The organism is Comamonas sp. SY3, from assembly GCF_041730275.1.
GTDB classification, from domain to species: domain Bacteria; phylum Pseudomonadota; class Gammaproteobacteria; order Burkholderiales; family Burkholderiaceae_C; genus Comamonas; species Comamonas sediminis.
On the sequence record NZ_JBGTYN010000016.1, the window covers coordinates 94,616 to 121,612 of the forward strand.

Annotated in this window: 23 protein-coding genes; 2 read left to right on the forward strand and 21 right to left on the reverse strand. The window is 63.0% G+C overall.

Features of this window, described 5'->3' with window-relative positions:
• Positions 1-33 precede the first annotated feature (33 nt).
• The 19 genes from carB to rpsB form a co-directional block, all read right to left on the reverse strand.
• Entirely contained in the window at positions 34-3,282 is a 3,249-nt protein-coding gene (carB, locus tag ACCQ08_RS18330; RefSeq protein ID WP_239811608.1) for a carbamoyl-phosphate synthase large subunit, read from the reverse strand.
• A gap of 64 nt (positions 3,283-3,346) precedes the next feature.
• Positions 3,347-3,706 carry a hypothetical protein gene (locus ACCQ08_RS18335; RefSeq protein ID WP_239811607.1) on the reverse strand — a complete coding sequence of 120 codons (360 nt, stop codon included), beginning with the start codon at positions 3,704-3,706 and terminating at the stop codon, positions 3,347-3,349.
• Positions 3,707-3,767: 61 nt separating this feature from the next.
• Positions 3,768-4,955, reverse strand: a complete 1,188-nt coding sequence (gene carA, locus ACCQ08_RS18340; RefSeq protein ID WP_373450588.1) for a glutamine-hydrolyzing carbamoyl-phosphate synthase small subunit — start codon at positions 4,953-4,955, stop codon at positions 3,768-3,770.
• 308 nt (positions 4,956-5,263) lie between these two features.
• Entirely contained in the window at positions 5,264-6,052 is a 789-nt protein-coding gene (locus tag ACCQ08_RS18345; protein ID WP_373450589.1) for a TrmH family RNA methyltransferase, read from the reverse strand.
• A gap of 45 nt (positions 6,053-6,097) precedes the next feature.
• A complete protein-coding gene (gene rnhB, locus ACCQ08_RS18350; RefSeq protein ID WP_239811604.1) occupies positions 6,098-6,733 on the reverse strand; it encodes a ribonuclease HII in 636 nt (211 codons plus the stop codon).
• Positions 6,705-7,886 (reverse strand): lipid-A-disaccharide synthase, encoded by a 1,182-nt coding sequence (gene lpxB / locus ACCQ08_RS18355; protein ID WP_239811603.1) that lies wholly within the window; start codon positions 7,884-7,886, stop codon positions 6,705-6,707. Before lpxB ends, rnhB begins: the two co-directional genes overlap by 29 nt.
• On the reverse strand, positions 7,886-8,686 hold the full coding sequence (lpxA, locus tag ACCQ08_RS18360; protein ID WP_239811602.1) for an acyl-ACP--UDP-N-acetylglucosamine O-acyltransferase: 801 nt from the start codon (positions 8,684-8,686) through the stop codon (positions 7,886-7,888). The genes lpxB and lpxA overlap by 1 nt, the downstream gene beginning before the upstream one ends.
• A gap of 6 nt (positions 8,687-8,692) precedes the next feature.
• A complete protein-coding gene (gene fabZ, locus ACCQ08_RS18365; RefSeq protein ID WP_021026566.1) occupies positions 8,693-9,133 on the reverse strand; it encodes a 3-hydroxyacyl-ACP dehydratase FabZ in 441 nt (146 codons plus the stop codon).
• 12 nt (positions 9,134-9,145) lie between these two features.
• Entirely contained in the window at positions 9,146-10,132 is a 987-nt protein-coding gene (gene lpxD / locus ACCQ08_RS18370; protein WP_312408664.1) for a UDP-3-O-(3-hydroxymyristoyl)glucosamine N-acyltransferase, read from the reverse strand.
• Positions 10,133-10,145: 13 nt separating this feature from the next.
• On the reverse strand, positions 10,146-10,667 hold the full coding sequence (locus ACCQ08_RS18375; RefSeq protein WP_021026564.1) for an OmpH family outer membrane protein: 522 nt from the start codon (positions 10,665-10,667) through the stop codon (positions 10,146-10,148).
• Positions 10,667-12,907, reverse strand: coding sequence for an outer membrane protein assembly factor BamA (bamA, locus tag ACCQ08_RS18380; RefSeq protein ID WP_373450593.1), 2,241 nt, complete (start codon positions 12,905-12,907; stop codon positions 10,667-10,669). The genes ACCQ08_RS18375 and bamA overlap by 1 nt, the downstream gene beginning before the upstream one ends.
• A 104-nt stretch (positions 12,908-13,011) precedes the next feature.
• Positions 13,012-14,373 (reverse strand): RIP metalloprotease RseP, encoded by a 1,362-nt coding sequence (gene rseP, locus ACCQ08_RS18385; protein WP_239811599.1) that lies wholly within the window; start codon positions 14,371-14,373, stop codon positions 13,012-13,014.
• 55 nt (positions 14,374-14,428) lie between these two features.
• Positions 14,429-15,607, reverse strand: a complete 1,179-nt coding sequence (gene ispC, locus ACCQ08_RS18390; protein ID WP_239811598.1) for a 1-deoxy-D-xylulose-5-phosphate reductoisomerase — start codon at positions 15,605-15,607, stop codon at positions 14,429-14,431.
• An 8-nt stretch (positions 15,608-15,615) separates the two neighbouring features.
• Positions 15,616-16,470, reverse strand: coding sequence for a phosphatidate cytidylyltransferase (locus ACCQ08_RS18395; protein WP_239811597.1), 855 nt, complete (start codon positions 16,468-16,470; stop codon positions 15,616-15,618).
• Between the two features lie 61 nt (positions 16,471-16,531).
• Positions 16,532-17,245 carry a polyprenyl diphosphate synthase gene (gene uppS, locus ACCQ08_RS18400; RefSeq protein WP_239811596.1) on the reverse strand — a complete coding sequence of 238 codons (714 nt, stop codon included), beginning with the start codon at positions 17,243-17,245 and terminating at the stop codon, positions 16,532-16,534.
• 27 nt (positions 17,246-17,272) lie between these two features.
• Positions 17,273-17,833 carry a ribosome recycling factor gene (frr, locus tag ACCQ08_RS18405; protein WP_021026558.1) on the reverse strand — a complete coding sequence of 187 codons (561 nt, stop codon included), beginning with the start codon at positions 17,831-17,833 and terminating at the stop codon, positions 17,273-17,275.
• 49 nt (positions 17,834-17,882) lie between these two features.
• The gene (gene pyrH, locus ACCQ08_RS18410) at positions 17,883-18,602 is read right to left on the reverse strand and encodes a UMP kinase (protein ID WP_239811595.1); all 720 of its coding nucleotides are present in this window, start codon (positions 18,600-18,602) and stop codon (positions 17,883-17,885) included.
• 78 nt (positions 18,603-18,680) lie between these two features.
• Positions 18,681-19,571: a translation elongation factor Ts gene (tsf, locus tag ACCQ08_RS18415; protein WP_239811594.1), complete on the reverse strand. Its 891-nt coding sequence runs from the start codon at positions 19,569-19,571 to the stop codon at positions 18,681-18,683.
• A gap of 113 nt (positions 19,572-19,684) precedes the next feature.
• On the reverse strand, positions 19,685-20,437 hold the full coding sequence (gene rpsB, locus ACCQ08_RS18420; RefSeq protein WP_239811593.1) for a 30S ribosomal protein S2: 753 nt from the start codon (positions 20,435-20,437) through the stop codon (positions 19,685-19,687).
• A gap of 414 nt (positions 20,438-20,851) precedes the next feature.
• Here rpsB and ACCQ08_RS18425 point away from each other — a divergent pair, with 414 nt between their 5' ends.
• Positions 20,852-22,108 (forward strand): NAD(P)/FAD-dependent oxidoreductase, encoded by a 1,257-nt coding sequence (locus ACCQ08_RS18425; protein ID WP_373450590.1) that lies wholly within the window; start codon positions 20,852-20,854, stop codon positions 22,106-22,108.
• 59 nt (positions 22,109-22,167) lie between these two features.
• Positions 22,168-23,745 (forward strand): NAD(P)H-hydrate dehydratase, encoded by a 1,578-nt coding sequence (locus ACCQ08_RS18430; RefSeq protein WP_373450591.1) that lies wholly within the window; start codon positions 22,168-22,170, stop codon positions 23,743-23,745.
• Between the two features lie 16 nt (positions 23,746-23,761).
• On the opposite strand, the gene ACCQ08_RS18435 is transcribed toward ACCQ08_RS18430, so the two are convergent.
• Positions 23,762-24,520 carry an SDR family oxidoreductase gene (locus ACCQ08_RS18435; RefSeq protein ID WP_239811590.1) on the reverse strand — a complete coding sequence of 253 codons (759 nt, stop codon included), beginning with the start codon at positions 24,518-24,520 and terminating at the stop codon, positions 23,762-23,764.
• Positions 24,521-24,613: 93 nt separating this feature from the next.
• Entirely contained in the window at positions 24,614-26,923 is a 2,310-nt protein-coding gene (rnr, locus tag ACCQ08_RS18440; protein ID WP_239811589.1) for a ribonuclease R, read from the reverse strand.
• Positions 26,924-26,997 lie beyond the last annotated feature (74 nt).

The window sequence follows — 26,997 nt, forward strand, 5'->3', positions numbered from 1 at the left end:
CCTGGCAACAAAAATCGGCGAACGGCGCTGCGATCAGCGCTGCAGGCTGGCGTGCAGCTCCTGCACCGAGTACACCTCCAGATCATCCATGTTGCGCAGGCCTTCGACCGCCGCCTCGGCACCAAAGATGGTCGTGAACGTGGTCACCCGGGCCAGCAAGGCGCTGGTACGGATGGCCCGGGAGTCGGCAATCGCGTTGCGGCGCTCTTCCACGGTGTTGATGACCATCGCAATTTCATTGTTCTTGATCATGTCCACGATGTGCGGGCGGCCCTCGGTCACCTTGTTGACCGTCTGCACCTCGATACCGGCATCGGCAATCGCAGCGGCCGTGCCACGGGTGGCGCAGAGCTGGAAGCCCATGCTCGCCAGTTCCTTGGCAATCTGCACGGCGCGGGGCTTGTCGGCGTTCTTCACGGTCAGGAACACCTTGCCCGAACGCGGCAGCTTGGTGCCTGCACCCAGCTGGCTCTTCACATAGGCTTCGCCAAAGGTCTTGCCCACCCCCATCACTTCACCGGTGGACTTCATCTCGGGGCCGAGGATGGTGTCCACACCAGGGAACTTGACGAACGGGAACACGGCCTCCTTGACGCTGAAGTAAGGCGGGGTCACCTCTTCGGTGATGCCCTGCTCTTCGAGCGTATCGCCGACCATGCAACGTGCCGCGACCTTGGCCAGCTGGATGCCGGTGGCCTTGGAGACAAAAGGCACGGTACGCGAAGCACGCGGGTTCACTTCCAGCACATAGATGATGTCCTTGCCGTCGCGCTCCTGGATCGCGAACTGCACGTTCATCAGGCCCACCACGTTCAGGCCTTCGGCCATCGCTGCGGTCTGGCGCTTGATCTCGTCCACCGTCGCCTTGCTCAGGTAGTAAGGGGGCAGCGAGCAGGCCGAGTCACCGGAGTGCACGCCCGCTTGCTCGATGTGCTCCATCACGCCACCGATGAAGACCTTGCCGGTGCGGTCACGCACGCAGTCCACATCGCACTCGATCGCGTTGGACAGGAAGTGGTCCAGCAGCACCGGCGAATCGTTGGAGACCTTGACCGCCTCGCGCATGTAGCGCTCCAGGTCGCGCTCCTCGTGCACGATCTCCATCGCGCGGCCACCCAGCACATAGCTGGGGCGCACCACCAGCGGGTAGCCCAGCTCGCGGGCGTGTTCCATCGCCTGCGTCTCGGTACGCGCGGTGGCGTTCGGGGGTTGGCGCAGGTTCAAGGTCTGCAGCATCTGCTGGAAGCGCTCACGGTCTTCGGCCGCGTCGATCATGTCGGGGGTGGTGCCGACGATCGGCACACCGGCCTCTTCCAGCGCCAGCGCCAGCTTCAGCGGGGTCTGGCCACCGTACTGCACGATCACGCCGACGGGCTTTTCGACGGCGACGATTTCCAGCACGTCTTCCAGCGTCACGGGCTCGAAGTACAGGCGGTCCGAGGTGTCGTAGTCGGTCGATACGGTTTCGGGGTTGCAGTTGACCATGATGGTTTCATAACCATCCTCGCGCATCGCGAGCGCGGCATGCACGCAGCAGTAGTCGAACTCGATGCCCTGGCCGATGCGGTTGGGGCCGCCGCCGAGCACCATGATCTTCTTCTTGTCGCTGGGCTGGGCTTCGCACTCTTCGTCGTAGGTCGAGTACATGTAGGCCGTGTTGGTCGAGAACTCGGCCGCGCAGGTATCGACGCGCTTGAACACGGGGCGCACATTCAGCGCATGGCGCGCTTCGCGCACGGCCTTGTCGGTCGTGTGCAGCAGCTTGGCCAGACGGCGGTCCGAGAAGCCCTTTTGCTTGAGGCTGCGCAGATCGTCGGCCGACAGCGCGGCCAGCGCCTTGTCATCGCCCTGGGCTTCGGTATGCTTGTCCAGTGCCAGTTCCAGCTTGACGATCTCTTCGATCTGCACCAGGAACCACTTGTCGATCTTGGTGATATTGTGCACTTCGTCCAGCGACCAGCCGGCCGCAAACGCATCACCCACATACCAGATGCGGTCGGGGCCGGGCTCGCCCAGTTCCTTTTCCAGGATCTCGCGGTCCTGGGTCTTTTCGTTCATGCCATCCACGCCCACTTCCAGACCGCGCAGCGCTTTCTGGAACGACTCCTGGAAGGTACGGCCCATGGCCATCACTTCGCCCACGGACTTCATCTGCGTGGTCAGGCGGTTGTCGGCGGTCGGGAACTTCTCGAACGCAAAACGCGGAATCTTCGTGACCACGTAGTCGATGGTCGGCTCGAACGACGCGGGGGTCTTGCCACCGGTGATGTCGTTCTTCAGCTCGTCGAGGGTGAAACCCACGGCCAGCTTGGCAGCGATCTTGGCAATCGGGAAGCCCGTGGCCTTGGAGGCCAGCGCCGACGAGCGCGAGACGCGCGGGTTCATCTCGATGACGACCATGCGGCCATCCTTGGGGTTGATCGAGAACTGCACGTTGGAGCCACCGGTGTCCACACCGATCTCGCGCAGCACGGCCAGCGAGGCATTGCGCAGGATCTGGTATTCCTTGTCGGTCAGGGTCTGCGCAGGGGCCACGGTGATCGAGTCACCGGTGTGCACGCCCATCGGGTCCAGGTTCTCGATCGAGCAGACGATGATGCAGTTGTCGGCGGTGTCGCGCACCACTTCCATCTCGTACTCTTTCCAGCCCAGCAGCGATTCCTCGATCAGCAGCTCGTTGGTCGGCGACGCCTCCAGACCGCGCTTGCAGATGACTTCGAATTCTTCGGGGTTGTAGGCAATACCGCCGCCGGTGCCGCCCAGGGTGAAGCTGGGGCGGATCACGGTGGGGAAGCCCACCTGGCGTTGTACATCCCAGGCCTCGTCCATGCTGTGTGCGATACCCGAGCGGGCCGAGCCCAGCCCGATCTTGGTCATCGCGTCCTTGAACTTGAGGCGGTCTTCGGCCTTGTCGATGGCTTCGGGCTTCGCGCCGATCAGCTCGACCTTGTACTTGTCGAGCACGCCGTTCTTCCACAGGTCCAGCGCGCAGTTCAGCGCTGTCTGGCCACCCATGGTGGGCAGGATCGCATCGGGACGCTCCTTGGCGATGATCTTCTCGACCGTCTGCCAGGTGATGGGCTCGATATAGGTGACATCGGCTGTCGCCGGATCGGTCATGATCGTCGCAGGGTTGCTGTTGATCAGGATGACCTTGTAGCCCTCCTCGCGCAGCGCCTTGCAGGCTTGCACGCCGGAGTAGTCGAATTCGCAGGCCTGGCCGATGATGATCGGGCCGGCGCCAATGATGAGAATGCTTTTGAGATCGGTGCGTTTAGACATGAGGCTCGCCTTGCAGTCGCGCGCGCTGGCTGGCTGCATCGTGGGCAGCCGCCGAGCGCTGGGTTTATACGCGGTCGGTATCTAATTTGTTCAAAATGGCCAGGACACGGGCCTCGGGCAGGTTCTTCTGCATCAGTTGCAGCAGACCATCCCCTTGCACCATGGGGCGCAGTACCTGCGCCTCGGCTTCGTAGAACTTGGCGTCCCACTCGGCCATCACCTGGTCGAAGTCCTCGTCCGACATGGACTTGCACTTGGACACGATGGTCACCAGCGGCAAGGCCTTGTTGTCGAGGAATGATTTTTTATAGGGCTTTTGCTGCCAGCGCGCCATGAACCACTCCTTGTGTTCGGGCGGCAAGGTCATGATGCGCTTGCTGATCGCTTTTTCTAGGGTGGCAACAGGAAAAGAAAAAAGTTTCACGGCAGCATATTCCTTGGGTTCATCGTGCGCAGGCGCGGGCGGCGGCAGAAGGCGCCTGGCATCAGGCCTTCTTGTGCTCGCGCATCAGGTTCACAAAACGGTCGAACAGGTACGACACATCATGCGGGCCTGGCGAGGCTTCGGGGTGACCCTGGAAGCAGAAGGCAGGCCGGTCGGTACGCTCCATGCCTTGCAAGGTGCCATCGAACAGGCTCACATGCGTGGCGCGGGTGTTGGCCGGCAAGGTGTCCAGGTCCACCGCAAAGCCATGGTTCTGGCTGGTGATGCAGACGCGGCCCGAGTCCAAGTCCTTCACAGGGTGGTTGGCACCGTGGTGGCTGTTTTGCATCTTGAAGGTCTTGGCACCGCAGGCCAGCGCCATGATCTGGTGGCCCAGGCAGATACCGAAGGTCGGCACGCCGCTGTCCATGATGGTGCGCGCAGCGTCGATCGCATAGTCGCAAGGCTCTGGATCGCCGGGGCCGTTCGACAGGAACACGCCATCGGGTTGGTACTTCAGCACTTCAGCGGCAGGCGTCTGGGCCGGCACCACCGTCACACGGCAGCCGCGCTCGGCCAGCATGCGCAGGATGTTCTTCTTGACGCCGTAGTCATAGGCGACCACGTGGAAGCTATGGTCCTGCAGCTTGCCGTAGCCGGGCGTGCCATCGGCGCGCGCCAGTTGCCATTCGGTCTGCACCCATTCGTAGGACTGCGACACGCTGACCACCTTGGCCAGATCCAGACCCTTCATGCTGGGCGCGGCCTGGGCGGCGGCAATGGCTTCATCGATGCGTGCTTGCGAGACCTGCTCGCCCACGGCCAGGCCCACGATGGCGCCGTTTTGCGCACCCTTGTCGCGCAGCAGGCGGGTGAGCTTGCGGGTATCGATGTTGGCGATGGAGACCGTCTTGCTGCGAATCAGGTATTCCGACAGGGTTTCCGTGCTTCGGAAATTGCTGGCCAGCAGTGGCAGATTCTTGATGATCAGGCCAGCAGCAAAGACTTTGTCGGACTCAATATCTTCCGCATTGATCCCGTAGTTGCCGATATGCGGATACGTGAGTGTCACGATCTGCTGGCAGTAGCTGGGGTCGGTGAGGATTTCCTGGTAACCGGTCATCGCGGTGTTGAACACCACTTCGCCGGTCGTGGTGCCTTGCGCACCGATTGAGTTGCCAATAAAGACCGTGCCGTCTGCGAGCGCCAGGATGGCGGGAGGAAACGCGCTCTGTTGAGACAAAAACACTGGGTTCTCCGGATGGTTACGGGTCGCCCGGAGTCTGTGGTGTCCCGGAGGATCACCGCGAAGACTGTGCTTATGAGAGATTGCTTTGAGTGCAGCCGGGCGACGTGATTACTTGAAAGCCACCCATTGTAGCGTGCAAGCTGCAATCTGAGTGGGTGCAAGGGATGATTTGCGGGCTAAATCGCCAAAAATTACACACTCTGCGCAGCAACACACCAACGCAGAGCGTAGAAATACCAGATAAAACACGCAAAGCGCATACTCGTTAGCCCTGAATCATCCGGCCTGCCCGGGACCGGGGTGGCGCGTCAATCCGCGCGTGCAGCGGCGCTGGCATGCAGGCAAATCGCCGCTGCAGCACCTACATTGAGCGACTCCTCACCACCGGGCTGGGTGATGCGGATATGGTGCTGTGCCGCCGCCTGCAGCGGCTCGGACACGCCCTGCCCCTCGTGCCCCATGACCCAGGTGCAGGGCCAGGGCAGCGCGGCGCGGTGCAGCCAGTCACCCTGGTGCGAGCTGGTGACCAACAGCGGTTGCTGCAAGGCCAGCACGTCCTCCTGGGAGGCATTCTCGACCAGGTGCAACGCGAAATGCGCGCCCATGCCGGCGCGCAGCACCTTGCCGCTCCACAGTGCTGCCGATCCCTTGAGTGCAATCACCTGGCCAAAACCAAAGGCCGAGGCGCTGCGCAGGATGGAGCCCACATTGCCCGCATCCTGGACCCGGTCAAGCACCACGGCCGCGACGCCGGGCTGGATGCCCGCCTGCTGAGCCGGCAGGTCCATCAGAAAGCCAAAGGGCGCAGGCGATGGCAGTGGGCTGAGGCTGGCGAGCAAGGCCGTGTCGATGACGATGTTGCGCGCAGCCGCATGGGCATAGTCGTTCTCGGGCGACTGCCAGAATTTCTCGGAGAACACGGCCACGGCCGGCTTGACGCCGCGCGTCAGCGCTGCGCGGCAGAGGTGGTCGCCCTCGATCCAGTAGCGCCCCTGCTTGCGGTAGGCCGCGCCTTCTTCCATCAGACGGCGCAGATCCTTGACCAGCGCATTGTCACGCGACTGGATAAAAACGGGTGGGTGCTCAGCAGGGGACACAGAGAATTCCTTTGTGCAGGCAGGCGCCCGCAACAGCTAGGGCGGTCAGGCGCCGGTCTTGACGACGGCCAGGGCCTGGGCCACCGGCGAGAACGAACGGCGGTGCTCCGGGCAGGCGCCAAAGCTCTGCAACGCGGCCAGGTGTACCGCAGTGCCATACCCCTTGTGAGCGGCAAAGCCGTATTGCGGGTACAGCCGGTCAATGTCCTGGCACCAGCGATCGCGATGCACCTTGGCCAGAATCGATGCCGCCGAGATGGCCTGCACCAATGCATCGCCTTTGACAATCGCCTCGGCGGGCATCTCCAGACGCGGAATGCGGTTGCCATCGACCAGCACACGCACGGGCTTGAGGCGCAGGCCGTTGACCGCGCGCTGCATCGCCAGCATCGTGGCCTGCAGGATATTGAGACCATCGACCTCTTCAACGGTCGCCATCGCAATCGAGCAGCACAGCGCCTTGCCACAGATCTCGTCATACAGGCGCTCGCGGGTGCGCGCGGTGAGCTTCTTCGAATCCGCCAGCCCGGCAATGGGTGAGCGCTCATCGAGGATGACGGCCGCAGCCACTACCGGCCCTGCCAGCGGGCCGCGCCCTGCCTCATCGACGCCCGCCACCAGGCCCGGCGGATGCCAGGGCAAGGTGGCCTGGTCAGGCAGAGAGAATTTTTTGGATGGCATCGGCAGCAAGCTTTGGGGTATCCCTGCGCAGTTCCAGGTGCAGGTCATGAAAACGCTGCTCCAGCTGGGCCAGGCGTGCGGGATCGAGTCGCGGCGCGTCCAACCATTGCGCCACCGCCTCGGCCAAGGCTTCAGGCGTCGCCGCCTCTTGCAAAAGCTCGGGCACGACAAAGTCTTGGCACAGGATATTGGGCAAGCCAACCCAGGGCTGCAACTGCTTTCTGCGCATCAGGCGCCAGCTGATGGCGTGCATGTGGTAGCTGATGACCATCGGCCGCTTGAACAGCGCCGCCTCCAAGGTGGCGGTACCGCTGGCGATCAACGTACAGTCACAGGCCTCCAGCGCCAGATGCGACTGGCCATCGAGCACACGGATGCGCTCCAATATCCCGCATTCAGCAGCCAGCGCATCAATGCGTGCGCGCAAAGCCGGAACGGCAGGGACGACGATTGTAAGCGAAGGTCGCGCCTGCAAAAGCCGTGCGGCAGCCAGAAAGAACGGCTTGGCGATATAGCTGACTTCCGAGGCCCGGCTGCCCGGCAGCACGGCCAGCACGTCGCCGTCCTGCGGCAAGCCAAGCTGCTGGCGCGCCGCTGCACGGTTGGGCTGCAGCGGGATCACATTGGCCAGCGGATGGCCGACATAGGTGCCCGCAATGCCGTGCCGGGCCAGCAAGGCCGGCTCAAACGGAAAGATGCACAGCACATGGTCGGCCGAGCGGCGGATCTTCTCGACCCGCTCGGGACGCCAGGCCCAGATCGAGGGGCAGACAAAATGCACGGTCCTGATGCCCTGGGCACGCAAGCGCTCTTCAACGCCGAGGTTGAAATCCGGCGCATCCACGCCGACAAACAACCGGGGCGGCTCGCCGGTCAGACGCTGCACCAACTGCTTGCGGATGCGCAAAATGCCCCAGATGCGGCGCAGCAGTTCGGCACTGTAGCCATGCACGGCCAGGCGCTCGCTGGGCCACCAGGCATCAAACCCGGCCTGGGCCATGCGCGGGCCGCCAATACCGGCCGAGCGCATACCGGGAAAATCGGCAGCCAGGCCCTGCAGCACCAGGCCTGCAAGCAGGTCACCAGAGGTCTCGCCGGCTACCATCGCCAAAAAAAGGTCCTGGGGCTTGTCCATTGCGGCAGGAGCAGCCATCAGCGCACAATGCCGCGCTTGGATTGCTGCAGAAAGTCGAGCATCAACTGAACATCGGCCTGGGCTTCAGCCTCGCAGCTGCCCTGCAGGTTGTCCAGCGCTTCAACCGCCGCCTGCAAGGTCAGGCCGCTGCGGTACAGCAGCCGGTAGGCCTGCTTGATGACCGCCAGCCGCTCGGCGCTGAAACCGCGCCGGCGCAGGCCTTCGAGGTTCAGGCCGCGCACGGCCAGCGGGTGGCCATCGACCATGCAGAATGGGGGCACATCCTGGCTGATATGGCTGGCAAAGCCGGCCATCACATGGGCACCGACCTTGGTGAACTGGTGCACGCCCGACAGGCCTCCAATGATGGCCCAGTCAGCCACATGCACGTGACCGGCCAGGGTGGCATTGTTGGCCAGAATGGTCTGGTTGCCGACCTGGCAGTCATGCGCAATGTGCACATAGGCCATGATCCAGTTGTCGTCACCGACACGGGTCACGCCGCCGTCCTGGGCGGTGCCGGTATTGAAGGTGCAGAACTCGCGGATGGTGTTGCGGTCACCGATCACCAGCCGGGTCGGTTCGCCTGCGTATTTCTTGTCCTGCGGCATGCCGCCCAGCGCGGCATGCGAATGGATCACGTTGGACTCACCGATCGTGGTGATGCCCTCGATCACCGTGTGCGCACCCACCTTCGTATGGGCGCCAATGCAAACCTGGGGGCCAATAACTGCGTACGGCCCAACTGACACCGTAGGGTGCAACTGGGCCGCAGGGTCAACGATCGCTGTGGGGTGGATGGAACTGACCGCCGTCATCTACCGTTATTCCACGTGGCGCATCGTGCACATCAGCTGTGCTTCAGCAGCAACTTCGCCTTCGACACTGGCCACGGCATTGAACTTCCAGATACCGCCGCGCACGCGGTCAATGGTGATCTCCAGTACCAGCTGGTCTCCCGGTACCACCGGGCGCTTGAAGCGGGCAGAGTCGATACCGACGAAATAGTAGATGTTGTTTTCATCGGGCACCTGGCCCATCGCGTCAAACGCCAGCAAGCCCGCTGCCTGGGCCAGGGCTTCGAGGATCAGCACGCCAGGCATCACAGGGCGGCCCGGGAAGTGGCCGGTGAAGAACGGCTCGTTGAACGTGACGTTCTTGATCGCCTTGATGCGGGTGTTGCGCTCAAGCTCTTGCACACGATCCACCAGCAAAAAGGGGTAGCGGTGAGGCAGCTGCTTGAGAATTGCTTGAATATCCATCATTGTGAACTCGGCTTAGCCGTTTTTCTGAGTTTGCTCCAAGGCCTTGATTCGGTCCCTCAACGCATGGAGATGTTTTAGGGTAGCGGCGTTCTTTTCCCAGCTGCCATTGTCGTCGATAGGGAAGAAGCCGGTGTACTGACCCGGCTGCCTGATCGAACGACTGACCACGGTGGCCGCCGAGATGTGTACATTGTCGGCGATTTCCAGGTGGCCCAGAATCATTCCAGCGCCTCCAATCGTGCATTGGCGCCCAATTTTGGCACTTCCGGCGATGCCGACGCAGCCAGCCATCGCCGAATGCTCGCCAATCTCGACGTTATGGCCGATCTGGACCTGGTTGTCGATCTTCACGCCATTGGCAATGATGGTGTCCCGCAGTGCGCCGCGATCGATGCAGGTATTGGATCCGATCTCGACATCGTCACCGATCTGCACCCCACCGAGCTGCTCGATCTTGATCCAGCGCCCACGCTCGTTGGCAAAACCAAAGCCGTCGCCACCGATGACCGCGCCTGGCTGCACCAGCACCCGCTCGCCCAGTACACAGTCCGCCCCTATGGTCACGCGCGAGGTCAGCACCGAATCGGCACCGATGACGGCACCACTGGCCACATGGCACAGCGGCCCAATGGACGCAGAAGGGTGCACGATGGCACCCTCTTCCACCACCGCAGACGGGTGGATACCGGCGGGCACCGGGCGTATCGCATGGTGCTTGCGCCACAGCTGCGTCAGCCGCGCAAAGTACAGATAGGGGTTGTCAACCACCAGGTAGGCACCACCACGCTGGCGGGCCTGCTCCTGCATCTGCGCACTGACCGCAATGCAACCGGCCTTGGAGGCCAGCATCTGGGCTTGCAGCTTGGGGTTGCTGAGGAAACTGAAATCCTGGGGACCGGCATCTTCCAGCGAGGCAATGGCCTGGATCTCCATCGCTGGATCTCCTTGCTCAAGCGTCCCTCCCAGGACCTCCATGATCTGAACAAGCTGCAGGCTCACGCGTAACCCCGTCTTACTTGGCGGGGGCAGAGGCGTTCAGGGCCTTGAGAACCTTTTCGGTGATGTCGAACTTGGGGTTGATGTAGACTGCTTCTTGCAGCACCACATCGTACTTTTCCTGCTCGGCCACTTGCTTGACGACCTTGTTGGCGCGCTCGAGCACCTGCGACAGCTCTTCGCTCTTGCGGGCGCTGAGGTCTTCCTGGAACTCGCGGCGCTTGCGCTGGAACTCACGGTCCTGGTCCACCAGCTGACGCTGGCGCGTCACGCGCTGGCTTTCGGACAGCGTAGGCGCGTCGCGCTCAAACTTTTCGCCGGCGGTCTTCAGGGCGTTGCCCTGGTCCAGCAGATCCTTTTCACGCTTGGAGAACTCGGCCTCCAGCTTGGTTTGCGCAGCCTTGGCAGCATTGGCTTCGCGGAAGATGCGATCCGTATTGACGAAACCTGCCTTGAACTCTTGGGCCTGCGCTGCAGCGCCAAAAGACAGCGCTGCTGCCAACACCAGCAATGGGAAAGAACGAGATACGGTTTTCATTAGAAAGATGTTCCGATTTGGAATTGCAATTTCTGGATTTTATCGCCTGCGAATTTGCGAATTGGCTGAGCATAAGCCAAACGCAGCGGTCCCAGTGGGGAAATCCAGCTCAACCCGATACCTGCAGACGCACGCATTTCATTCAGTTTCAAATCCTGCTCATCACCCCAGACATTGCCCGCATCCACAAAGGCAAACCAGCGGAAGGTGCGGTCGTTTCCGGTGCCCGGCATGGGCCCGATGAACTCGGCGTTCAGCGTCACCTTCTTCGCGCCGCCCAGGGTGGCGCCCGTCACGTCACGGGGGCCGAGCGTATTTTGCTCGAAGCCGCGCACCGATCCCAGGCCACCCGAGAAGTAGTTCTTGAACACCGGGAAGGCCTTGCCGCCCATGCCCTTGCCCCAACCGGCTTCACCGTTGAGCGCAATCGTGTAGCGCTTGTTCAGCGGCAGGTACTGCTGGATCTGGTAGTTGCCCTTCAGGTAGCGGGCATCACCGAACAGCGACCATTCGGAGTTCAGCTTCTGGAACCGACCCGAGTTGGGCGCCAGCGCGCTGTCGCGGCTGTCGCGCGACCAGCCCAGGGTCAGCGGGAAGTTCAGGCTGGTATCGCCATAGCGCGTTGCATAGTCCAGGTAGGCCGCCGGCATGTTGGTGCCCAGCTTGATGCGGGTGTTCTCCAGACCGCCGCCGACATAGATGGTATCGAGTTCGCTGAACGGAATGCCGAAGCGCACGCTGGCACCGGTGGTCACGATCTGGTAGTTGCCGCCCTGCTCGTCATAAGGACGGTCGGTGCGGTAGTACATGTCGTAGGTACGCGAGATACCATCGGGCGTGAAATACGGGTCGGTCGTGCTCACCACCAGGGTGCGGTGGTACTTGCTGGTGTTGACATCGATGCCCAGGTAGTTGCCCGAGCCGAACACGTTTTCCTGCTTGATGCCGAAGGTCAGCGAGACCTTTTCAGCGCTGGAGTAACCGGCACCCAGCTGCAGCGAACCGGTGGGCTTTTCCTGCACGGTCACATTGACATCGACCTGGTCCGGCGCGCCAGGCACTTCTTGCGTGTCGATCGCGACATCGTTGAAGAAACCCAGGCGGTCCACACGGTCACGCGAGAGCTTGATCTTGTCCGAGTCGTACCAGGAGGCTTCGTACTGGCGCACCTCGCGGCGCACGACTTCATCCCGTGTGCGGTTGTTGCCGGCCACGTTCACGCGGCGCACATAGGCGCGGCGCGAAGGCTCGGCCTTCAGCACCAGCTCGACACGGTTGTTTTCACGGTCGATCTCGGGCACGGCTTCGACGCGCGAGAACGCATAGCCAAAGCTGCCGAAGTGGTCGGTGAAGCGCTTGGTGGTTTCGGTCACGCGGTCGGCGTTGTAGGGCTCGCCGGGCTTGATCGAGATCAGCGACTTGAACTCGTCCTCACGCTCCAGGTAATTGCCTTCGAGTTTGACACCCGAGACCACGTACTTGGGGCCTTCGTAGATCTGTAGATTGATCGAGATACGTTCCTTGTCCGGCGAGATCGACACTTCGGTCGAGTCGATGCGGAACTCCAGGTAGCCGCGCGACAGGTAATAGGATTTGAGCGTCTCCAGGTCGGCATTGAACTTGGTGCTGGAGTAGCGGTCGCTCTTGGTATACCAGCTCAGCCAGCCACCGGTGTCTTGGTCGAACAGGTCGGTCAAGGTCGATTCCTTGAAATCCTTGTTGCCGGAGATATGGATTTCCTTGATCTTGGCTGCATCGCCTTCGGTCACGGTGAACGTCAGGTTCACGCGGTTGCGCTCGATAGGCGTCACCGTGGTCACCACCTCGGCCGCATACAGGCTCTTGTTGATGTACTGGCGCTTGAGCTCCTGCTCGGCGCGGTCGGTCAGCGCCTTGTCGTAGGGGCGGCCTTCGGTCAGACCCACATCACGCATGGCCTTTTTCATCGCGTCCTTGTCGAACTCCTTGGTGCCCAGGAAGTCGACATTGGCGATGGTGGGACGCTCTTCAACGACGACGACCAGCACATTGCCATTGGCCTCCAGCCGCACGTCCTTGAACAGACCCAGCGCAAACAAGGAGCGAATGGCTGCCGATCCCTTTTCGTCGTTGTAGTCGTCGCCGACATGCAGCGGCATGGAGGCGAAGATGGTGCCGGGCTCCACACGCTGCAGGCCTTCCACACGAATGTCCTGGATGGTGAACGGGTCCAAAGCCCACGACAGCTTGGCAAGCAGCATCAAGGCAGCTGCAGCCGTGGTCTTGCGAAGAAGCGAAGAAGGGATGGAATATGTCATTTGTGATAGCAACCAGAGCCGCTCATTATGCAGCAGGGCCAAGAAAGTCAGCCCAAGAGCCGAGACAAATCGTTAAAGAACGCAATGCACATCATGAGCAGCAAAACGGCGACACCGCCTTTTTGCAAGCGCTCCATCCATTGCAGGGTGGGTGGCTTGCCAGTGACAGCCTCCCAAAGATAATACATCAGGTGACCGCCATCGAGCACCGGCAGCGGCAGCAGATTGAGCACGCCCAGACTGACGCTGATCAGCGCCAAAAAGGCCAGGTATTGGGTGATGCCGACCTCGGCGGACTTGCCTGCGTATTCGGCGATCGTCAGCGGTCCGCTGATGTTCTGCAGCGAGGCCTGGCCAATGACCATCTTGGCCATCATCTTGACCGTCAGCGCCGAGACCTCCCAGGTCTTTTGCACACCCCGGGCAAAACCTTCCCAGAGGCCGTAGCGCACATCGACCATCGCTGGCGGCGAACCGATAAAGGCGCCCAGACGGCCAATCTTGCTGCCCTTGTCCTCGCTTTGCGTCAGTTGCACCGGTACATGCAGCTGCGCGCCGTTGCGCGACACCAGCCAGTCCTGCAAGGCAGGCACGCCCTGCTCGCCCGATGCACGGATCATGCGGCGCAGCTCGCCGCCATCGCCCACGCGCACGCCGTCGATGGACAGCACCTTGTCCCCCTTGCGCAGCGCCGATTGTGCGGCGGCACTGCCGGCTTCAAAATCGCCGAGCACCGCATCGGACCAGGGGTGGGTCAGACCAATCTTTTCGACCAGCTTGGCGTCGGCCTCGCGGGCATCGATGCTGGACAGCGGCAAGCGGTAGCTGCGCTCAGCTGCACCAGCACCGGGGCGCGCGCTGAGCACCACATCCTTGCCGCCCAGCGCGGCCTGTGCCACAAACCAGCGCAGGTCGTCCAGCGAGCGCACGGCTTCAGGCTCCGCATCCGGGTAACCCATGGACACGATTTCTTCGCCGCCTTGCATGCCAGCCTGAGCCAGCAGGCTGGCAGCCGGCGGCGTGCCAACAATGGCGGCCGGCTCGCGCACGCCCACCCAGTTCACGCAGGCATACAGCAGCACAGCCAGCAGCAGATTGGCCAGCGGCCCGGCGGCAACGATGGCCGCACGCGCGCGCAGCGGCTGCACATTGAAGGCCAGGTGGCGCTCGTGCGCAGCAACCGGTGCCTCACGCTCGTCGAGCATGCGCACATAGCCGCCCAGCGGAATCGCGCTGATGACAAATTCGGTGTCCGCGCCCTTCTTCTTCCAGCGCAGCAGCGGGCGGCCAAACCCCAGCGAAAAACGCAGCACCTTCACCCCGCAGGCGACCGCCACACGGTAGTGACCATATTCGTGCACGGCGATCAAAATGGCCAGCGCAACGACAAATGCAACAACGGTCAACATTGCTCAAGCCCTTGCTTTGAAAAACGCGATTCTACTGAGCCGGGCAATAGCCCTGTCAAACGGCCAGCTCTGCAATGCGCGCTTCGGCGTAGCAACGCACCTCGGCATCCAGCGCAAGCAGTGCGTCGATGCTGCCGGGCGCCTGCGGCAGCACGCCGTCGAGTGCCTGTGCGTTGACCTGGTAGATCTGGTCAAAGCGCATGCGGCCATCCAGAAACGCGGCCACCGCGACCTCGTTGGCCGCATTGAGCACCGTCGTGGTGCCTTCGGCCGCGCGCAGCGCCTGCCATGACAGGTGCAAGCCGGGAAAGCGCCGTGCATCGGCCTCTTCAAAGGTCAGCGCCGAGAGCTTGGCGAAATCCAGTGGCGCGGCCCCGCTGGCCACACGCTCGGGCCAGGCTAGGCCACAGGCGATCGGTACGCGCATATCGGGCGTCCCGAGTTGGGCCAGCACCGAGGCATCGCGGAACTGCACCATCGAATGCACGATCTGCTGCGGATGGATGACCACCTGGATCTGCTCGGGCTGCAGGTTGAACAGCCAGCGCGCCTCGATCACCTCCAGCGCCTTGTTCATCATCGTGGCCGAGTCGATCGAGATCTTGCGGCCCATCGCAAAGTTGGGGTGGTTGCCGGCTTGCTGCGGCGTCACATCGCGCAAGCTCGATGGCTCGCGGGTGCGGAACGGACCGCCCGAGGCCGTCAGGATGATGTGGTCCACCCGCTGGGGCCAGACCGCAGGGTCTTCCGGCAGGCACTGGAAGATGGCCGAGTGCTCGCTGTCGATGGGCAGCAAGGTTGCGCCACCATCGGCGACGGCATCCATGAAGAGCTGGCCGCCAACGACCAGCGCTTCCTTGTTGGCCAGCATCAGGCGCTTGCCGGCCTTGGCTGCGGCCATTGCAGGGCGCAGGCCTGCGGCGCCGACGATGGCGGCCATCACCGCATGCACATCGCTGTGGGAGGCCACCATTTCCAGTGCTGCCTCACCTTCCAGCACGTCGACCCGGCTGCCCGCGGCCCGCAGGCCTTCGCGCAATGCCGAGGCGGCCGCGGCACTGGTCATCACCGCATAGCGTGGCTGGAACTGCAGGCACTGCGCGAGCATCAGGTCTACGCGCGAATGCGCGCTCAGCGCAAAGACGCGGTACAGATCGGGGTGGCGCGCCACCACATCCAACGTATTGGTTCCAATCGAGCCCGTCGATCCGAGCACGGTAACTTGCATGGTCATCGCGAGGTTCACTTATCCAAAAATTGCAGCAGCATCAGCGCCAACGGCACGGTGGGCAGGATCGCATCGATGCGGTCGAGCACACCGCCATGGCCCGGCAGCAACTGGCTGCTGTCCTTCATGCCCGCGCTGCGCTTGACCAGCGACTCCACCAGGTCACCTGCAACGCTCATGCCGGCCAGAAACGCGCAGGACAGCACCATCAGCCATGGCGAAAAATCCCACAGCCTGCTGTAGAGGCTGGGCACCTGCGCGCCAAAATGGCGGTCCGCCCAGCTCCACACCAGTGCCATCAGCAGCACACCCAGTGCGCCACCCCAAACCCCTTCCCAGCTTTTGCCCGGGCTGATGGCCGGCGCCAGCTTGTTCCTGGTGAAACGCAGCCCGAACTGGCGGCCTGCAAAATAGGCACCGATGTCGGCCATCCACACCAGTGCAAACAGCGACAGCAGGAAGTTGACGCCGATCCACTTGGCCTGCGCGATGGCCAGCCAGGCCACCCACAGCGCCAGCACACCGACCACCAGGCGCAGCGCGCGCGGAATGGGCGCCCAGCCCGGCACCCCGGCCTTGAGCAGATAGGCGGCCAGCAGCACCCAGGCTGCCCCGGCCACCAGCCACACGCCAGGCAACGGAGCCTGCGTCCACCCAAGGGTCCAGGCGGCGCCACACAGCACCAGCGCAACGGCGCCCAGGCCGTAGGCAGCCATGCCCTGCAGACCATTGAGACGCCCCCACTCCCAGGCAGCGGCGACCACGGCCAACAGCATCAGCGCCGCAAACGGAACGGGATTGCCCGCAGCAATCGCGGGCACCAGGATCAGCAGGAGAACAATGGCCGTAATGATGCGTTGTTTGAGCAAATTGATCTCCTGGAAAAAAGAAAACTGATGCCCGGGGTGCCAAGCATCAGCAGTAGGCGTACTACGAGGGGGACTGGACCAGCTGCTCGGAGATCTTGCCAAAGCGGCGCTCACGCCGCTGGAATTCACCAATCGCCTCGTCCAAGGCCTGCTCGTCAAAATCAGGCCACCACTTGTCACTGAAATACAGCTCCGAATAGGCCGATTGCCACAGCAGAAAATTGCTGATGCGCATCTCGCCACCCGTTCGGATCAGCAGATCGGGGTCAGGCACATGGGCCAGCGCCATCGCATCGTTGAGCGCCCCTTCGGTGATCGGCTGGCCCGTTGCAGCCAGCTTGGCTGCCGCCTGGGCAATGTCCCAGCGGCCGCCATAGTTGAAGCAGACATTGAGCACCATGCGGTCATTGTGGGCCGTCGCCTGCTCGGCCTGCGCCAGGCCCGCCTGCACCTTGGCAGACAGGGAGGCCCGGTCGCCGACAAAGAACAGGCGGATGCCGTCCCGGGCCAGCGATGGCACTTCCTTGGCCAGCGCGCCGGCCAGCAGGTTCATCAGGCCATCGACCTCGTCGGTGGGCCGGTTCCAGTTCTCGGAAGAAAAGGCAAACACGGTCAGCACCTTGACGCCGCGCTCGGCACAGGCCTTGGCGCAGCGGCGCAACGAGTCCACCCCTTGCTTGTGGCCCGCCAGGCGAGGCAGAAAACGGCGTTTGGCCCACCGGCCATTGCCATCCATCACGATGGCAATGTGGTGCGGTAATACAGCAGCAGTCATGCGCGGAAAAGCAGATCCAGATCTGGATCAGACCGCCATGATGTCTTTTTCTTTTTCGACCACCAGCTGGTCGATCAGCTGGATGTGCTTGTCGGTGATCTTCTGCACCTCGGCTTCGGAGCGCTTTTGGTCGTCTTCCGATGCTTCCTTGTCCTTGACCAGCTTCTTGACGCCTTCGTTGGCATCGCGGCGCAGGTTGCGGATGGCGATCTTGGCGTTTTCGCCTTCGGCCTTGACCAGCTTGGTCATCTCCTTGCGGCGCTCCTCGCTCATCGGAGGCATCGGCACGCGGATCAGGTCGCCCATCGAGGCGGGGTTCAGGCCCAGGTCGCTTTCGCGGATAGCCTTTTCCACCTTGGCCGCCATCGCCTTCTCCCAAGGCGTCACGCTGATGGTGCGGCTGTCGATCAAGGCCACATTGGCCACCTGCGACAGCGGCATCATCGAGCCGTAGTAGTCAACCTGGATGGTGTCCAGCAGCGCGGGATTGGCGCGGCCGGTGCGGATCTTGGTCAGGTTGTTCTTGAACGCGGCAATCGATTGGTCCATCTTGCCTTCGAGATTCTTCTTGATTTCTGCGACTGTCATTGTCAACTCCTAACTACCACATTCTGCACTTGCACACGCCAGCCGCCGGTCAGGCGTACACCAGCGTGCCCTCTTCTTCGCCCATCACCACGCGCTTGAGCGCGCCGCTCTTGATGATCGAGAATACACGGATAGGCAGTTTCTGATCGCGGCACAGGGCAAAGGCCGTGGCATCCATGATGCCCAGGTTGCGGTTCATGGCTTCATCGAAACTCAGCTTGGTGTAGAGCGTGGCATTGGGATCCTTCATCGGATCGGCCGTGTAGACGCCATCGACCTTGGTGGCCTTGAGCACCAATTCTGCGCCAATTTCAGCGCCGCGCAGCGCCGCTGCGGTATCGGTGGTGAAGAAGGGGTTGCCGGTACCAGCGGCAAACACCACGACCTTGCCCTCTTCGAGGTACTGCAGCGCCTTGGGGCGCACATAGGGCTCCACCACCTGCTCGATACCGATGGCCGACATCACGCGGGCGGTCAGGCCCTGCTTGTCCATCGCATCGGCCAGCGCCAGCGCATTCATCACCGTCGCGAGCATACCCATGTAATCGGCAGTGGCACGGTCCATGCCGACCGAGCCGCCAGCCACACCACGGAAAATATTGCCGCCGCCGATCACGACAGCGACTTCCACGCCCAGCCGCGTCACCTCGGCAATCTCCTCGACCATGCGCACGATGGTGGCGCGGTTGATGCCGAAAGCATCATCCCCCATCAGAGCTTCACCGGAGAGTTTGAGAAGAATGCGCTTGTGGGAAGGGCTTTGGGACATGGTGGAGAGCTCCAGGTGTGGGGATGGGGAAAAAACGATAGGTGAAACAAAGGGGCCGTAGCCCCTTTGTCAGGATGATTACTGGCCCTTGGCGGCCGCAACCTGCGCGGCGACCTCGGCAGCGAAGTCATCCACCTTCTTCTCAATGCCCTCACCCACCACGTAGAGCGTGAAGCCCTTGATCGAGGTGTTGGCGGCCTTGAGCATTTGCTCAACGGTCTGCTTGCCGTCAGCGGCCTTCACGAAGACCTGGTTGAACAGCGAGACTTCCTTGAGGTACTTCTGCACAGCGCCGTCCACCATCTTGGCAGCGATGTCAGCAGGCTTGCCCGACTCTTCAGCCTTGGCGGCAGCGACGGTGCGTTCCTTTTCGATCAGCTCGGCAGGCACATCAGCGCTGGTCAGCGCCACGGGCTTCATCGCCGCCACGTGCATTGCCACGTCCTTGGCCGCTTGTGCGTCGCCTTCGAACTCCACCACCACACCGATGCGGGTGCCGTGCAGGTACAGCGCCAGGTTGCTGCCTTCGAAGCGCTTGAAGCGGCGGAACGACATGTTCTCGCCGATCTTGCCGACCAGGCCCTTGCGCACATCTTCCAGGGTGGGGCCAAAGCCATCTTGCTCGTAAGCCAGTGCGCTCAGCGCTGCCACGTCGGCAGGGTTCTTTTCGGACACCAGCTTGGCCGCTGCATTGGCCAGAGCGATGAAGCTGTCGTTCTTGGAGACGAAGTCGGTTTCGCTGTTGACTTCGATGATCGCGCCGGTGTTGCCTTCCACCACTGCGGCGATCACGCCTTCAGCGGCAATACGCGATGCTGCCTTGCCGGCCTTGGTGCCCAGCTTGACGCGCAGCAGCTCTTCAGCCTTGGCCATGTCGCCATCAGCCTCGGTCAGTGCCTTCTTGCATTCCATCATGGGCGCGTCGGTCTTAGCGCGCAGTTCTGCCACCATGCTTGCGGTAATTGCCATTTTCTCTCTCCGTATTCAGTTCAGTTGGGGTGATTGTGGAAACGTAGGTAAAAAAAACGGGGCTGATGTGGAGCCCCGCTTTTCATTCGCGGCCCAATGGGCAGCCCTGTGGATTAAGCAGCGGTGTTTTCCACTTCCACAAACTCGTCGCCTTCTTCGCCGGAAGCAGCCTTGACCACGTCGTTCACGGCGTTGGCACGGCCTTCCAGGATGGCGTCGGCGATGCCGCGAGCATACAGCTCCACAGCCTTGGCCGAGTCATCGTTACCAGGGATCACGTAGTCGATACCTTCTGGGTTGTGGTTGGTGTCAACCACGCCGATCAGAGGAATGCCCAGCTTCTTGGCTTCAGCGATGGCAATCTTGTGGTAGCCCACGTCGATCACGAAAATGGCGTCAGGCAGCGCGTTCATGTCTTGAATGCCGCCGATGTCCTTTTCCAGCTTTTCCAGCTCACGAGCAAACATCAGCTGCTCTTTCTTGCTCATCGATTCCAGACCGGCTTCTTGCTGCGCCTTCATGTCCTTCAGACGCTTGATCGAGGTCTTGACGGTCTTGAAGTTGGTCAGCATGCCGCCCAACCAGCGCTGGTCGACGTAAGGCACGCCAGCACGTTGTGCTTCGGTGGCCAGGATTTCGCGCGCTTGGCGCTTGGTGCCCACCATCAGGATCGTGCCGCGGTTGGCCGACAGCTGCTTGATGAACTTTTGTGCGTCCTGGAACAGAGGCAGGGTCTTTTCCAGGTTGATGATGTGAATCTTGTTGCGGCTACCGAAAATGTACTGGCCCATCTTGGGGTTCCAGAAACGGGTTTGGTGGCCAAAGTGGACGCCGGCTTCCAGCATCTCGCGCATCGTAACGGACATATATCTTCTCCGAAGGTTAGGTCTAAAATTCTGCCCAACTATCACGGCCACCGTGCCTGTGCACCGCATGCCGCAACACCTTAGGTAGGCAGGTTTGCGATTTCGTTTTGAACCGATGCAGCAAGCTACACTCGGCAAAACCCTAGGATTCTAACATAGTCTGAAGTGAGCCGCGAAGAAGTCGCACCCGCCTTCCACGGCAGCTGGCGATCTGCCCGCGCCGCCCACATCCCATGAAACACCAGCCAGGCGCACTCAGCTTGACGATTGCTTGCGTTTTTTGAGCCACAGTGGCTACCCTTACAACGGGCATTGCAAAAAACTGGGCACAATCTGGCACTCGAACGCACGGCTTTTGCAAATGCTTGCAAGCGCCGTGCCCCACTCTATGAACGGCCCCCTGTTTTTGTTGTTATGAAGATTGCGATCGTTGGAGCAGGCATTGCAGGTATAGCAACTGCGTTCGAGCTGATGGAAGCCGGCAACGAGGTCAGTGTTTTCGAACAGCACCGGGCAGCCGGCGAGGAAGCCAGCTTTGCCCCTTCAGGGCTGATGTGGCCCTGCGCGATCAATCCATGGGGCGCAACGGCGTTTCAGCAGGCGCTGCAACTGGGCCTGGCGCGCCCGGCATTTTCGGAATTGCAGATCCACGGCGGCGTGCTGTCTTCACCGCGCCGCTGGGCGCGCCGGCAGCAGGCGGTGGCCAAGAAGCTGCGCGACAGTGAAGTCCTTCCTGCATTGCAGTCGCTGGAACTGCTGGCCATGCAGCGCATGCAACACCTGCAGGAAATGCTGGACATCAACGGCCAGTTCAGCCAAGGGCTGCTGCTGCCGCTGCGCAAGGAGCCCAGCGCAGCAGCACTGTACGAGCTGACCCGCCGCCTGTCGGCCGCGCACATTGACTACCAGCGCTGCAACGAGGCAGAGACCCGCGCGATCGAGCCGGGCCTGGCCACCGAGATACAGATCGCCGGCGCCCTGTACCTGCCTGAAGCCTGGTCGGGCAACGGGCGCCTGTTTTCACAAGGGCTGCTGCAAGCGCTGCAAACGCATGGGCTGCAGCTGCACACCCAGCACGCCATCAGCGGCGTCCAGAGCACGGGCAGTGGCGTGCGCCTGCAATGGGCGAGCGGCTCGCAGGATTTTGATGCCGTGGTGCTCTGCGCCGGCACCCACACCAACCAGTTGCTGCGCCCGCACCATGTGCAGCTGCCCAGCGCCCCTATCTATAGCTACAGTGCCAGCATCCAGATCAGCGAGGAGTCCCTGGCTCCCCGCCGCGCGGTCATCGATCTGGAAAACAACATGATCCTGACCCGCCAGGGTTCACGCCTGCGCATCAGCGGCGGTGCCGAACTGGGCTACCCCGACAGTCCGGAGCGCAGCGATGACGCACGCCACGCGCTCATCAGCGTGCTGCTGGAGTGGTTCCCGGGCTGCATCCAGCCCAGCCAATCCATCTTGCAGATGTGGCGCGGCGCACGTTTGACCGTTCCCGACGGCCTGCCGGTGGTGGGCGCGTCCGGCATTCCGGGCATCTGGCTCAATACCGCCCATGGCGGCTTTGGCTGGGGCTTGTCGATGGGCTGCGCCCACCATGTGCGCCAGTTGATGACCGGGCAGAGCACCAGCACCGACCCCGCTGCGCTGGACCTGCAACGCCTGCGCTGACGCGCCGCGCCGGCCATCGGCGGCCCGTGCCTGCGCTACACCTGCGCTACGATAGCGCCATGCCTGCTACTGCCGCACTGCCCTACCCCGCCCTGCTATCCAGCGACCAGGTGCGCGAGCGCGAGCAATCGCTGGCCCGTACGCTGCCCCACTACAGCCTGATGGCCCGCGCCGGCGCAGCCACGGCACGCCTGGCACTGGCGATCGCGCCACATGCCCGGCATGTCTGGGTGGTGTGCGGTGCCGGCAACAACGGCGGCGACGGCTTGGAGGCCGCCATCCATCTGCAGGCCGCCGGTAAGACCGTGCATATCAGCCTGCAGCCCAGCGCAGGCAAGGCCCTGCCCGCCGATGCCGCCCATGCGCTGCAACGCGCCCAGGCAGCAGGCGTGCCCATCAGCGAACAGGCACCCGCGCATTTCGACCTGGCGATCGATGCGCTATGGGGGATGGGCCTGCGCGCCGACCGCAGCACCCCCGCCGAAGGCCCCGTGCGGGCCTGGCTGCAACGCCTGCTGGACACCGATCGCGATGTGCTGTGCATCGACACCCCCTCGGGCCTGCTGGCCGATACCGGCGCCTGGCTGCCCTGGCTGGCGCCGCTGGCACCGCAAGCACCCCGAGGGCGCCGCTTCACGCTCAGCATGCTGGCACTCAAGCCCGGGCTCTTTACTTTGCAGGGGCGCGACTGGGCGGGCGAGGTCTGGCTGGCACCGCTGCTGGCGCAGAACCCGGTGTGGCGCTGTGACCAGATACCTGCCGCTGGCATCGATGCCCCCTCAGGCACCGGTCATTTGGTCACCCAAGCTCAAACGCCATTACCCACCCACAACAGCCACAAAGGCCTGTTTGGCGATGTGGCGGTGATCGGCGGCCAAAGCGCCAGCCACGATGGCCAGGGCATGGAAGGCGCCGCCATGCTGGCCGCCAGCGCGGCGCTGCATGCGGGCGCTGGCAGGGTCATGCTGCACCTGCTGGGCAGCAACCCCGCATCACCCAGACCTGCGGGCATTGCAGCGGACATCATGCTCCGGTCGCTGGAGGCCACGCGCGCCTTGCGCGGCAGCCTGGTGTGCGGCTGCGGTGGCGGCAGCCTGGTGGCCGGGGTGCTCCCCCAGATCTTGCAGCATGCGGGCAGCCTGGTGCTGGATGCCGATGCGCTCAACGCCATGGCCTCCCAACCGGCACTGCAGCAAGCGCTGCTGCAACGGGCGGCCCAGGCCGATACAGCCGGCCCGGCAGTGCTCACACCCCATCCGCTGGAGCTGGCGCGCCTGCTGGGCAGCAGCACCGAACAGGTTCAGCGTGACCGCATTGGCGCCGCCCGCCAGGCGGCGCGGCAATGGCAGTGCCTGGTGGTGCTCAAGGGCAGCGGCTCGGTCATCGCCGCGCCGGATGGGCGCTATGCGATCAACCACAGCGGCAATGCCCGCCTGTCGGTAGGCGGCACCGGCGATGTGCTGGCCGGCTGCATTGGCGCGCACCTGGCAGCCCTTCCGCCCGGCTGCAGCTGGGCAGAGGCGTGGCAGCCGCTGCTCAATGCCGTCTGGCTGCACGGCCATGCCGCCGACACCTGGCCGCCAGCGCGGATGCTGACGGCATCGCGCCTGGCGCGCAGCCTGCAACGGCCAGGCTGACCAACCACTGACCGGCTCAGCCACGCCCCACAAAGGGCATCTTGGTGGCCATCACCGTGTGGAACAGCACATTGCATTCCAGCGGCAGATTGGCCATGTAGAGCACCGACTGGCCCACCACGTCCACATCCATCAACGGCTCGGGCGCTATCTCGCCATGCGCCTGCATGACGCCCTGGGTCATGCGCATCGCCAGCTCGGTGCCGGCATTGCCCACGTCGATCTGGCCCACGGCGATGTCGTACTTGCGGCCATCGAGCGCGGCGGTCTTGGTCAGGCCCATCACGGCATGCTTGGTGGCCGTATAGGCAATCGACATGGGCCGGGGCGCATGGGCCGAGATGGAGCCGTTGTTGATGATGCGGCCGCCCATCGGCGACTGCTGGCGCATCACGCGGAAGGCCTGCTGCAGACAATAGAACATGCCATTGAGGTTCACATTGACGACATCCTGCCAGGTCTCGACCGGCAGCTCATCGATCGGCACCGCAGGCGCGCCGCGCCCGGCGTTGTTGAACAGCATGTCCACCCGGCCAAACCGGGCCACCGCTGCATCGAACAAGGCCTTGACGGCAACCGGGTCGGCCACGTTAGTGGGCACCACCAAGGCCTGGCCTGCATCTGCCGCATGGCTGGCCACCTCCTGCAAAGGCTGCTCGCGGCGGCCCGCCAGCACGACGGACCAGCCATCCTTCATCAGTGCCAGCGCCGCTGCGCGGCCAATCCCGGTGCCCGCACCGGTCACCACTGCAATCTTGCGCGTCTTCTCGGTCATCCGTACTCCTTGGAAAGTTCTCAGCTCAGTGAACAAAAAAGCCAGGCCATCGCTGGGATGGCCTGGCTTCGATCATAGTGAATTCACAGCAGATCAGCGGCGTTTGCGCGGGGTCTTCTGTCCCGGTTGTTTGCTGGCGCCGGCGCCGCGGTCGTTGCCACGCGGCTTGCCGGCACCGTGCGCGGCACCCTTGGCCTTGCGCTTGAGGCTGGCGCGCTGGGCATCATAGGCTTCATCGCGGCCCTCGCGCTGGCGGCTCGAAGGCGACGATGCCACCTTGTTCGCCGCACGGGCGTTGGAGGCCGGGGCACGGGCCGCATCCTCGCCCTCGCGCACCAGGCGGAAGTCGATCTTGCGCGCATCCAGATCCACACGGCTGACCTGGATCTGCAGGCGCGTACCGATCGTGTAGCGGATGCCCGTACGCTCGCCGCGCAGCTCCTGGCGCATCTCGTCAAAGCGGAAGTAATCGCCACCCAGCTCGGTGATATGGATCAGGCCTTCGACATAGAGCTGGTCCAAGGTCACGAACAGGCCGAACGAGGTGACCGCAGACACCATGCCGCTGTATTCCTCGCCCAGGTGCTCGCGCATGTACTTGCACTTGAGCCAGGCCTCGACATCGCGGCTGGCCTCATCGGCACGGCGCTCATTGGCACTGCAATGCAGGCCGGCCGCTTCCCAGGCCTGCACTTCGCGTGACACGCGTTGCACGCGCTCGGCCTGCAGCTTCTGCTTGGGTGCCGCCACGCGGCTGGCCAGGCGCTTGGCGAGCTTGGCCTCCGCCTCGCCCGGCGTGGGCAGCAGCGGCAACTGGTAGCGCTTGCCCAGCAGCGCGGCCTTGATGACGCGGTGCACCAGCAAATCGGGGTAACGGCGGATCGGGCTGGTGAAGTGGGTATAGGCCTCGTAGCCTAAGCCAAAGTGGCCACTGTTGATCGGCGTGTAGATCGCCTGCTGCATTGAGCGCAGCAGCATGGTGTGGATCTGCTGGGCGTCGGGCCGGTCCTTGGTGGCCTGGGCAATGGCCTGGAACTCGGCCGGGCTCGGGTCGTCACTGATCGACAGGCCCACCCCCATGGCCTTGAGGTAGCCACGCAGAATGTCCTGCTTCTCGGGCGTGGGGCCTTCGTGCACCCGGAAGAGCCCGGGCTGGCCGCTTTGCTGGATGAAATCTGCCGCGCAGACATTGGCTGCCAGCATGGCCTCCTCAATCAGGCGGTGGGCCTCGGTGCGCGTGCGCGGCACGATTTTCTCGATGCGGCCGTTCTCGTCGCAGATGATCTGGGTTTCGGTGGTCTCGAAATCCACCGCGCCGCGGCGGCCCCGCGCCGACAGCAGCGCCTTGTACACGTCATGCAGGTTCAGCAGGTCGGCCACGCGCTCCTTGCGCTTGATCGCGTCCTGGCCCCGGGTGTTGGCCAGGATGGCTGCCACCTCGGTGTAGGTAAAACGGGCATGGCTGTGCATCACGGCGGGGTAGAACTGGTAGGCCTGCAGCTCGCCATCGGCGGTGACCAGCATATCGGCCACCATGCACAGGCGGTCCACATTCGGGTTCAGCGAGCACAGGCCATTGGAGAGCTTCTCCGGCAGCATGGGGATCACGCGGCGCGGAAAGTAGACGCTGGTCGCACGGTCGTAGGCATCGACGTCGATGGCATTGCCGTTTTGCACATAGTGGCTCACATCGGCAATTGCCACCAACAGGCGCCAGCCCTTGGTGCGGCCGATTTTGGCGGGTTCGCAGTACACGGCATCGTCAAAGTCGCGAGCATCCTCGCCGTCGATGGTGACCAGCGGGATATCGGTCAGGTCGATGCGGGCCTTGCGGTCGGCCAGGCGTACCTTGTCGGGAAGCTTCTTGGCCAAGGCCAGGCACTCGCCCGAGAACTCATGGGGCACGCCATATTTGCGCACCGCAATCTCGATTTCCATGCCGGGGTCGTCGATCTCGCCCAGCACCTCGACCACGCGGCCCACAGGCTGGCCGAACAATGCCGGCGGCTCGGTCAATTCGACCACGACGACCTGGCCGGTCTTGGCGGCGCCGATCGCGCCATTGGGGATCAGCACATCCTGGCCGTAGCGCTTGTCTTCCGGAGCCACGAGCCAGACGCCGCTTTCCTGCAGCAGGCGGCCAATGATGGGCTGCGCAGAGCGCTCGATGATTTCAACAATGCGACCTTCGGGACGTCCCCGGCGGTCGGTGCGCACGATGCGGGCACGGACCCGATCGCGGTGCAGTACGGCGCGCATTTCATTGGCCGGGATGTAGATGTCGCTCTCGTTGTCATCCCGGATCACAAAGCCGTGGCCTTCACGGTGGCCTTGGACTACACCTTCAATTTCTTCTGACAAATTATCTGCTCCTGTTTTGGAAGCCGTTTTTTTGATATACAATCTGATTCTTTCCTGAAATGCCCAGGTGGCGGAATTGGTAGACGCACTAGTTTCAGGTACTAGCGGGTAACTCC

Excerpts from the sequence above, each read along its gene's own strand:
- ACCQ08_RS18435 (WP_239811590.1), bottom strand. The coding sequence starts at position 24,520 with ATGACCGAGAAGACGCGCAAGATTGCAGTGGTGACCGGTGCGGGCACC.
- rnhB (WP_239811604.1), bottom strand. The coding sequence starts at position 6,733 with ATGCCATCCAAAAAATTCTCTCTGCCTGACCAGGCCACCTTGCCCTGG.
- rpsB (WP_239811593.1), bottom strand. The coding sequence starts at position 20,437 with ATGTCCGTTACGATGCGCGAGATGCTGGAAGCCGGCGTCCACTTTGGC.
- lpxB (WP_239811603.1), bottom strand. The coding sequence starts at position 7,886 with ATGGCTGCTCCTGCCGCAATGGACAAGCCCCAGGACCTTTTTTTGGCG.
- rseP (WP_239811599.1), bottom strand. The coding sequence starts at position 14,373 with ATGTTGACCGTTGTTGCATTTGTCGTTGCGCTGGCCATTTTGATCGCC.
- pyrH (WP_239811595.1), bottom strand. The coding sequence starts at position 18,602 with ATGTCCCAAAGCCCTTCCCACAAGCGCATTCTTCTCAAACTCTCCGGT.
- ACCQ08_RS18375 (WP_021026564.1), bottom strand. The coding sequence starts at position 10,667 with ATGAAAACCGTATCTCGTTCTTTCCCATTGCTGGTGTTGGCAGCAGCG.
- carB (WP_239811608.1), bottom strand. The coding sequence starts at position 3,282 with ATGTCTAAACGCACCGATCTCAAAAGCATTCTCATCATTGGCGCCGGC.
- tsf (WP_239811594.1), bottom strand. The coding sequence starts at position 19,571 with ATGGCAATTACCGCAAGCATGGTGGCAGAACTGCGCGCTAAGACCGAC.
- lpxA (WP_239811602.1), bottom strand. The coding sequence starts at position 8,686 with ATGACGGCGGTCAGTTCCATCCACCCCACAGCGATCGTTGACCCTGCG.
- ispC (WP_239811598.1), bottom strand. The coding sequence starts at position 15,607 with ATGACCATGCAAGTTACCGTGCTCGGATCGACGGGCTCGATTGGAACC.
- ACCQ08_RS18430 (WP_373450591.1), top strand. The coding sequence starts at position 22,168 with ATGCCTGCTACTGCCGCACTGCCCTACCCCGCCCTGCTATCCAGCGAC.
- ACCQ08_RS18425 (WP_373450590.1), top strand. The coding sequence starts at position 20,852 with ATGAAGATTGCGATCGTTGGAGCAGGCATTGCAGGTATAGCAACTGCG.
- fabZ (WP_021026566.1), bottom strand. The coding sequence starts at position 9,133 with ATGATGGATATTCAAGCAATTCTCAAGCAGCTGCCTCACCGCTACCCC.
- bamA (WP_373450593.1), bottom strand. The coding sequence starts at position 12,907 with ATGCTGCTTGCCAAGCTGTCGTGGGCTTTGGACCCGTTCACCATCCAG.
- frr (WP_021026558.1), bottom strand. The coding sequence starts at position 17,833 with ATGACAGTCGCAGAAATCAAGAAGAATCTCGAAGGCAAGATGGACCAA.
- uppS (WP_239811596.1), bottom strand. The coding sequence starts at position 17,245 with ATGACTGCTGCTGTATTACCGCACCACATTGCCATCGTGATGGATGGC.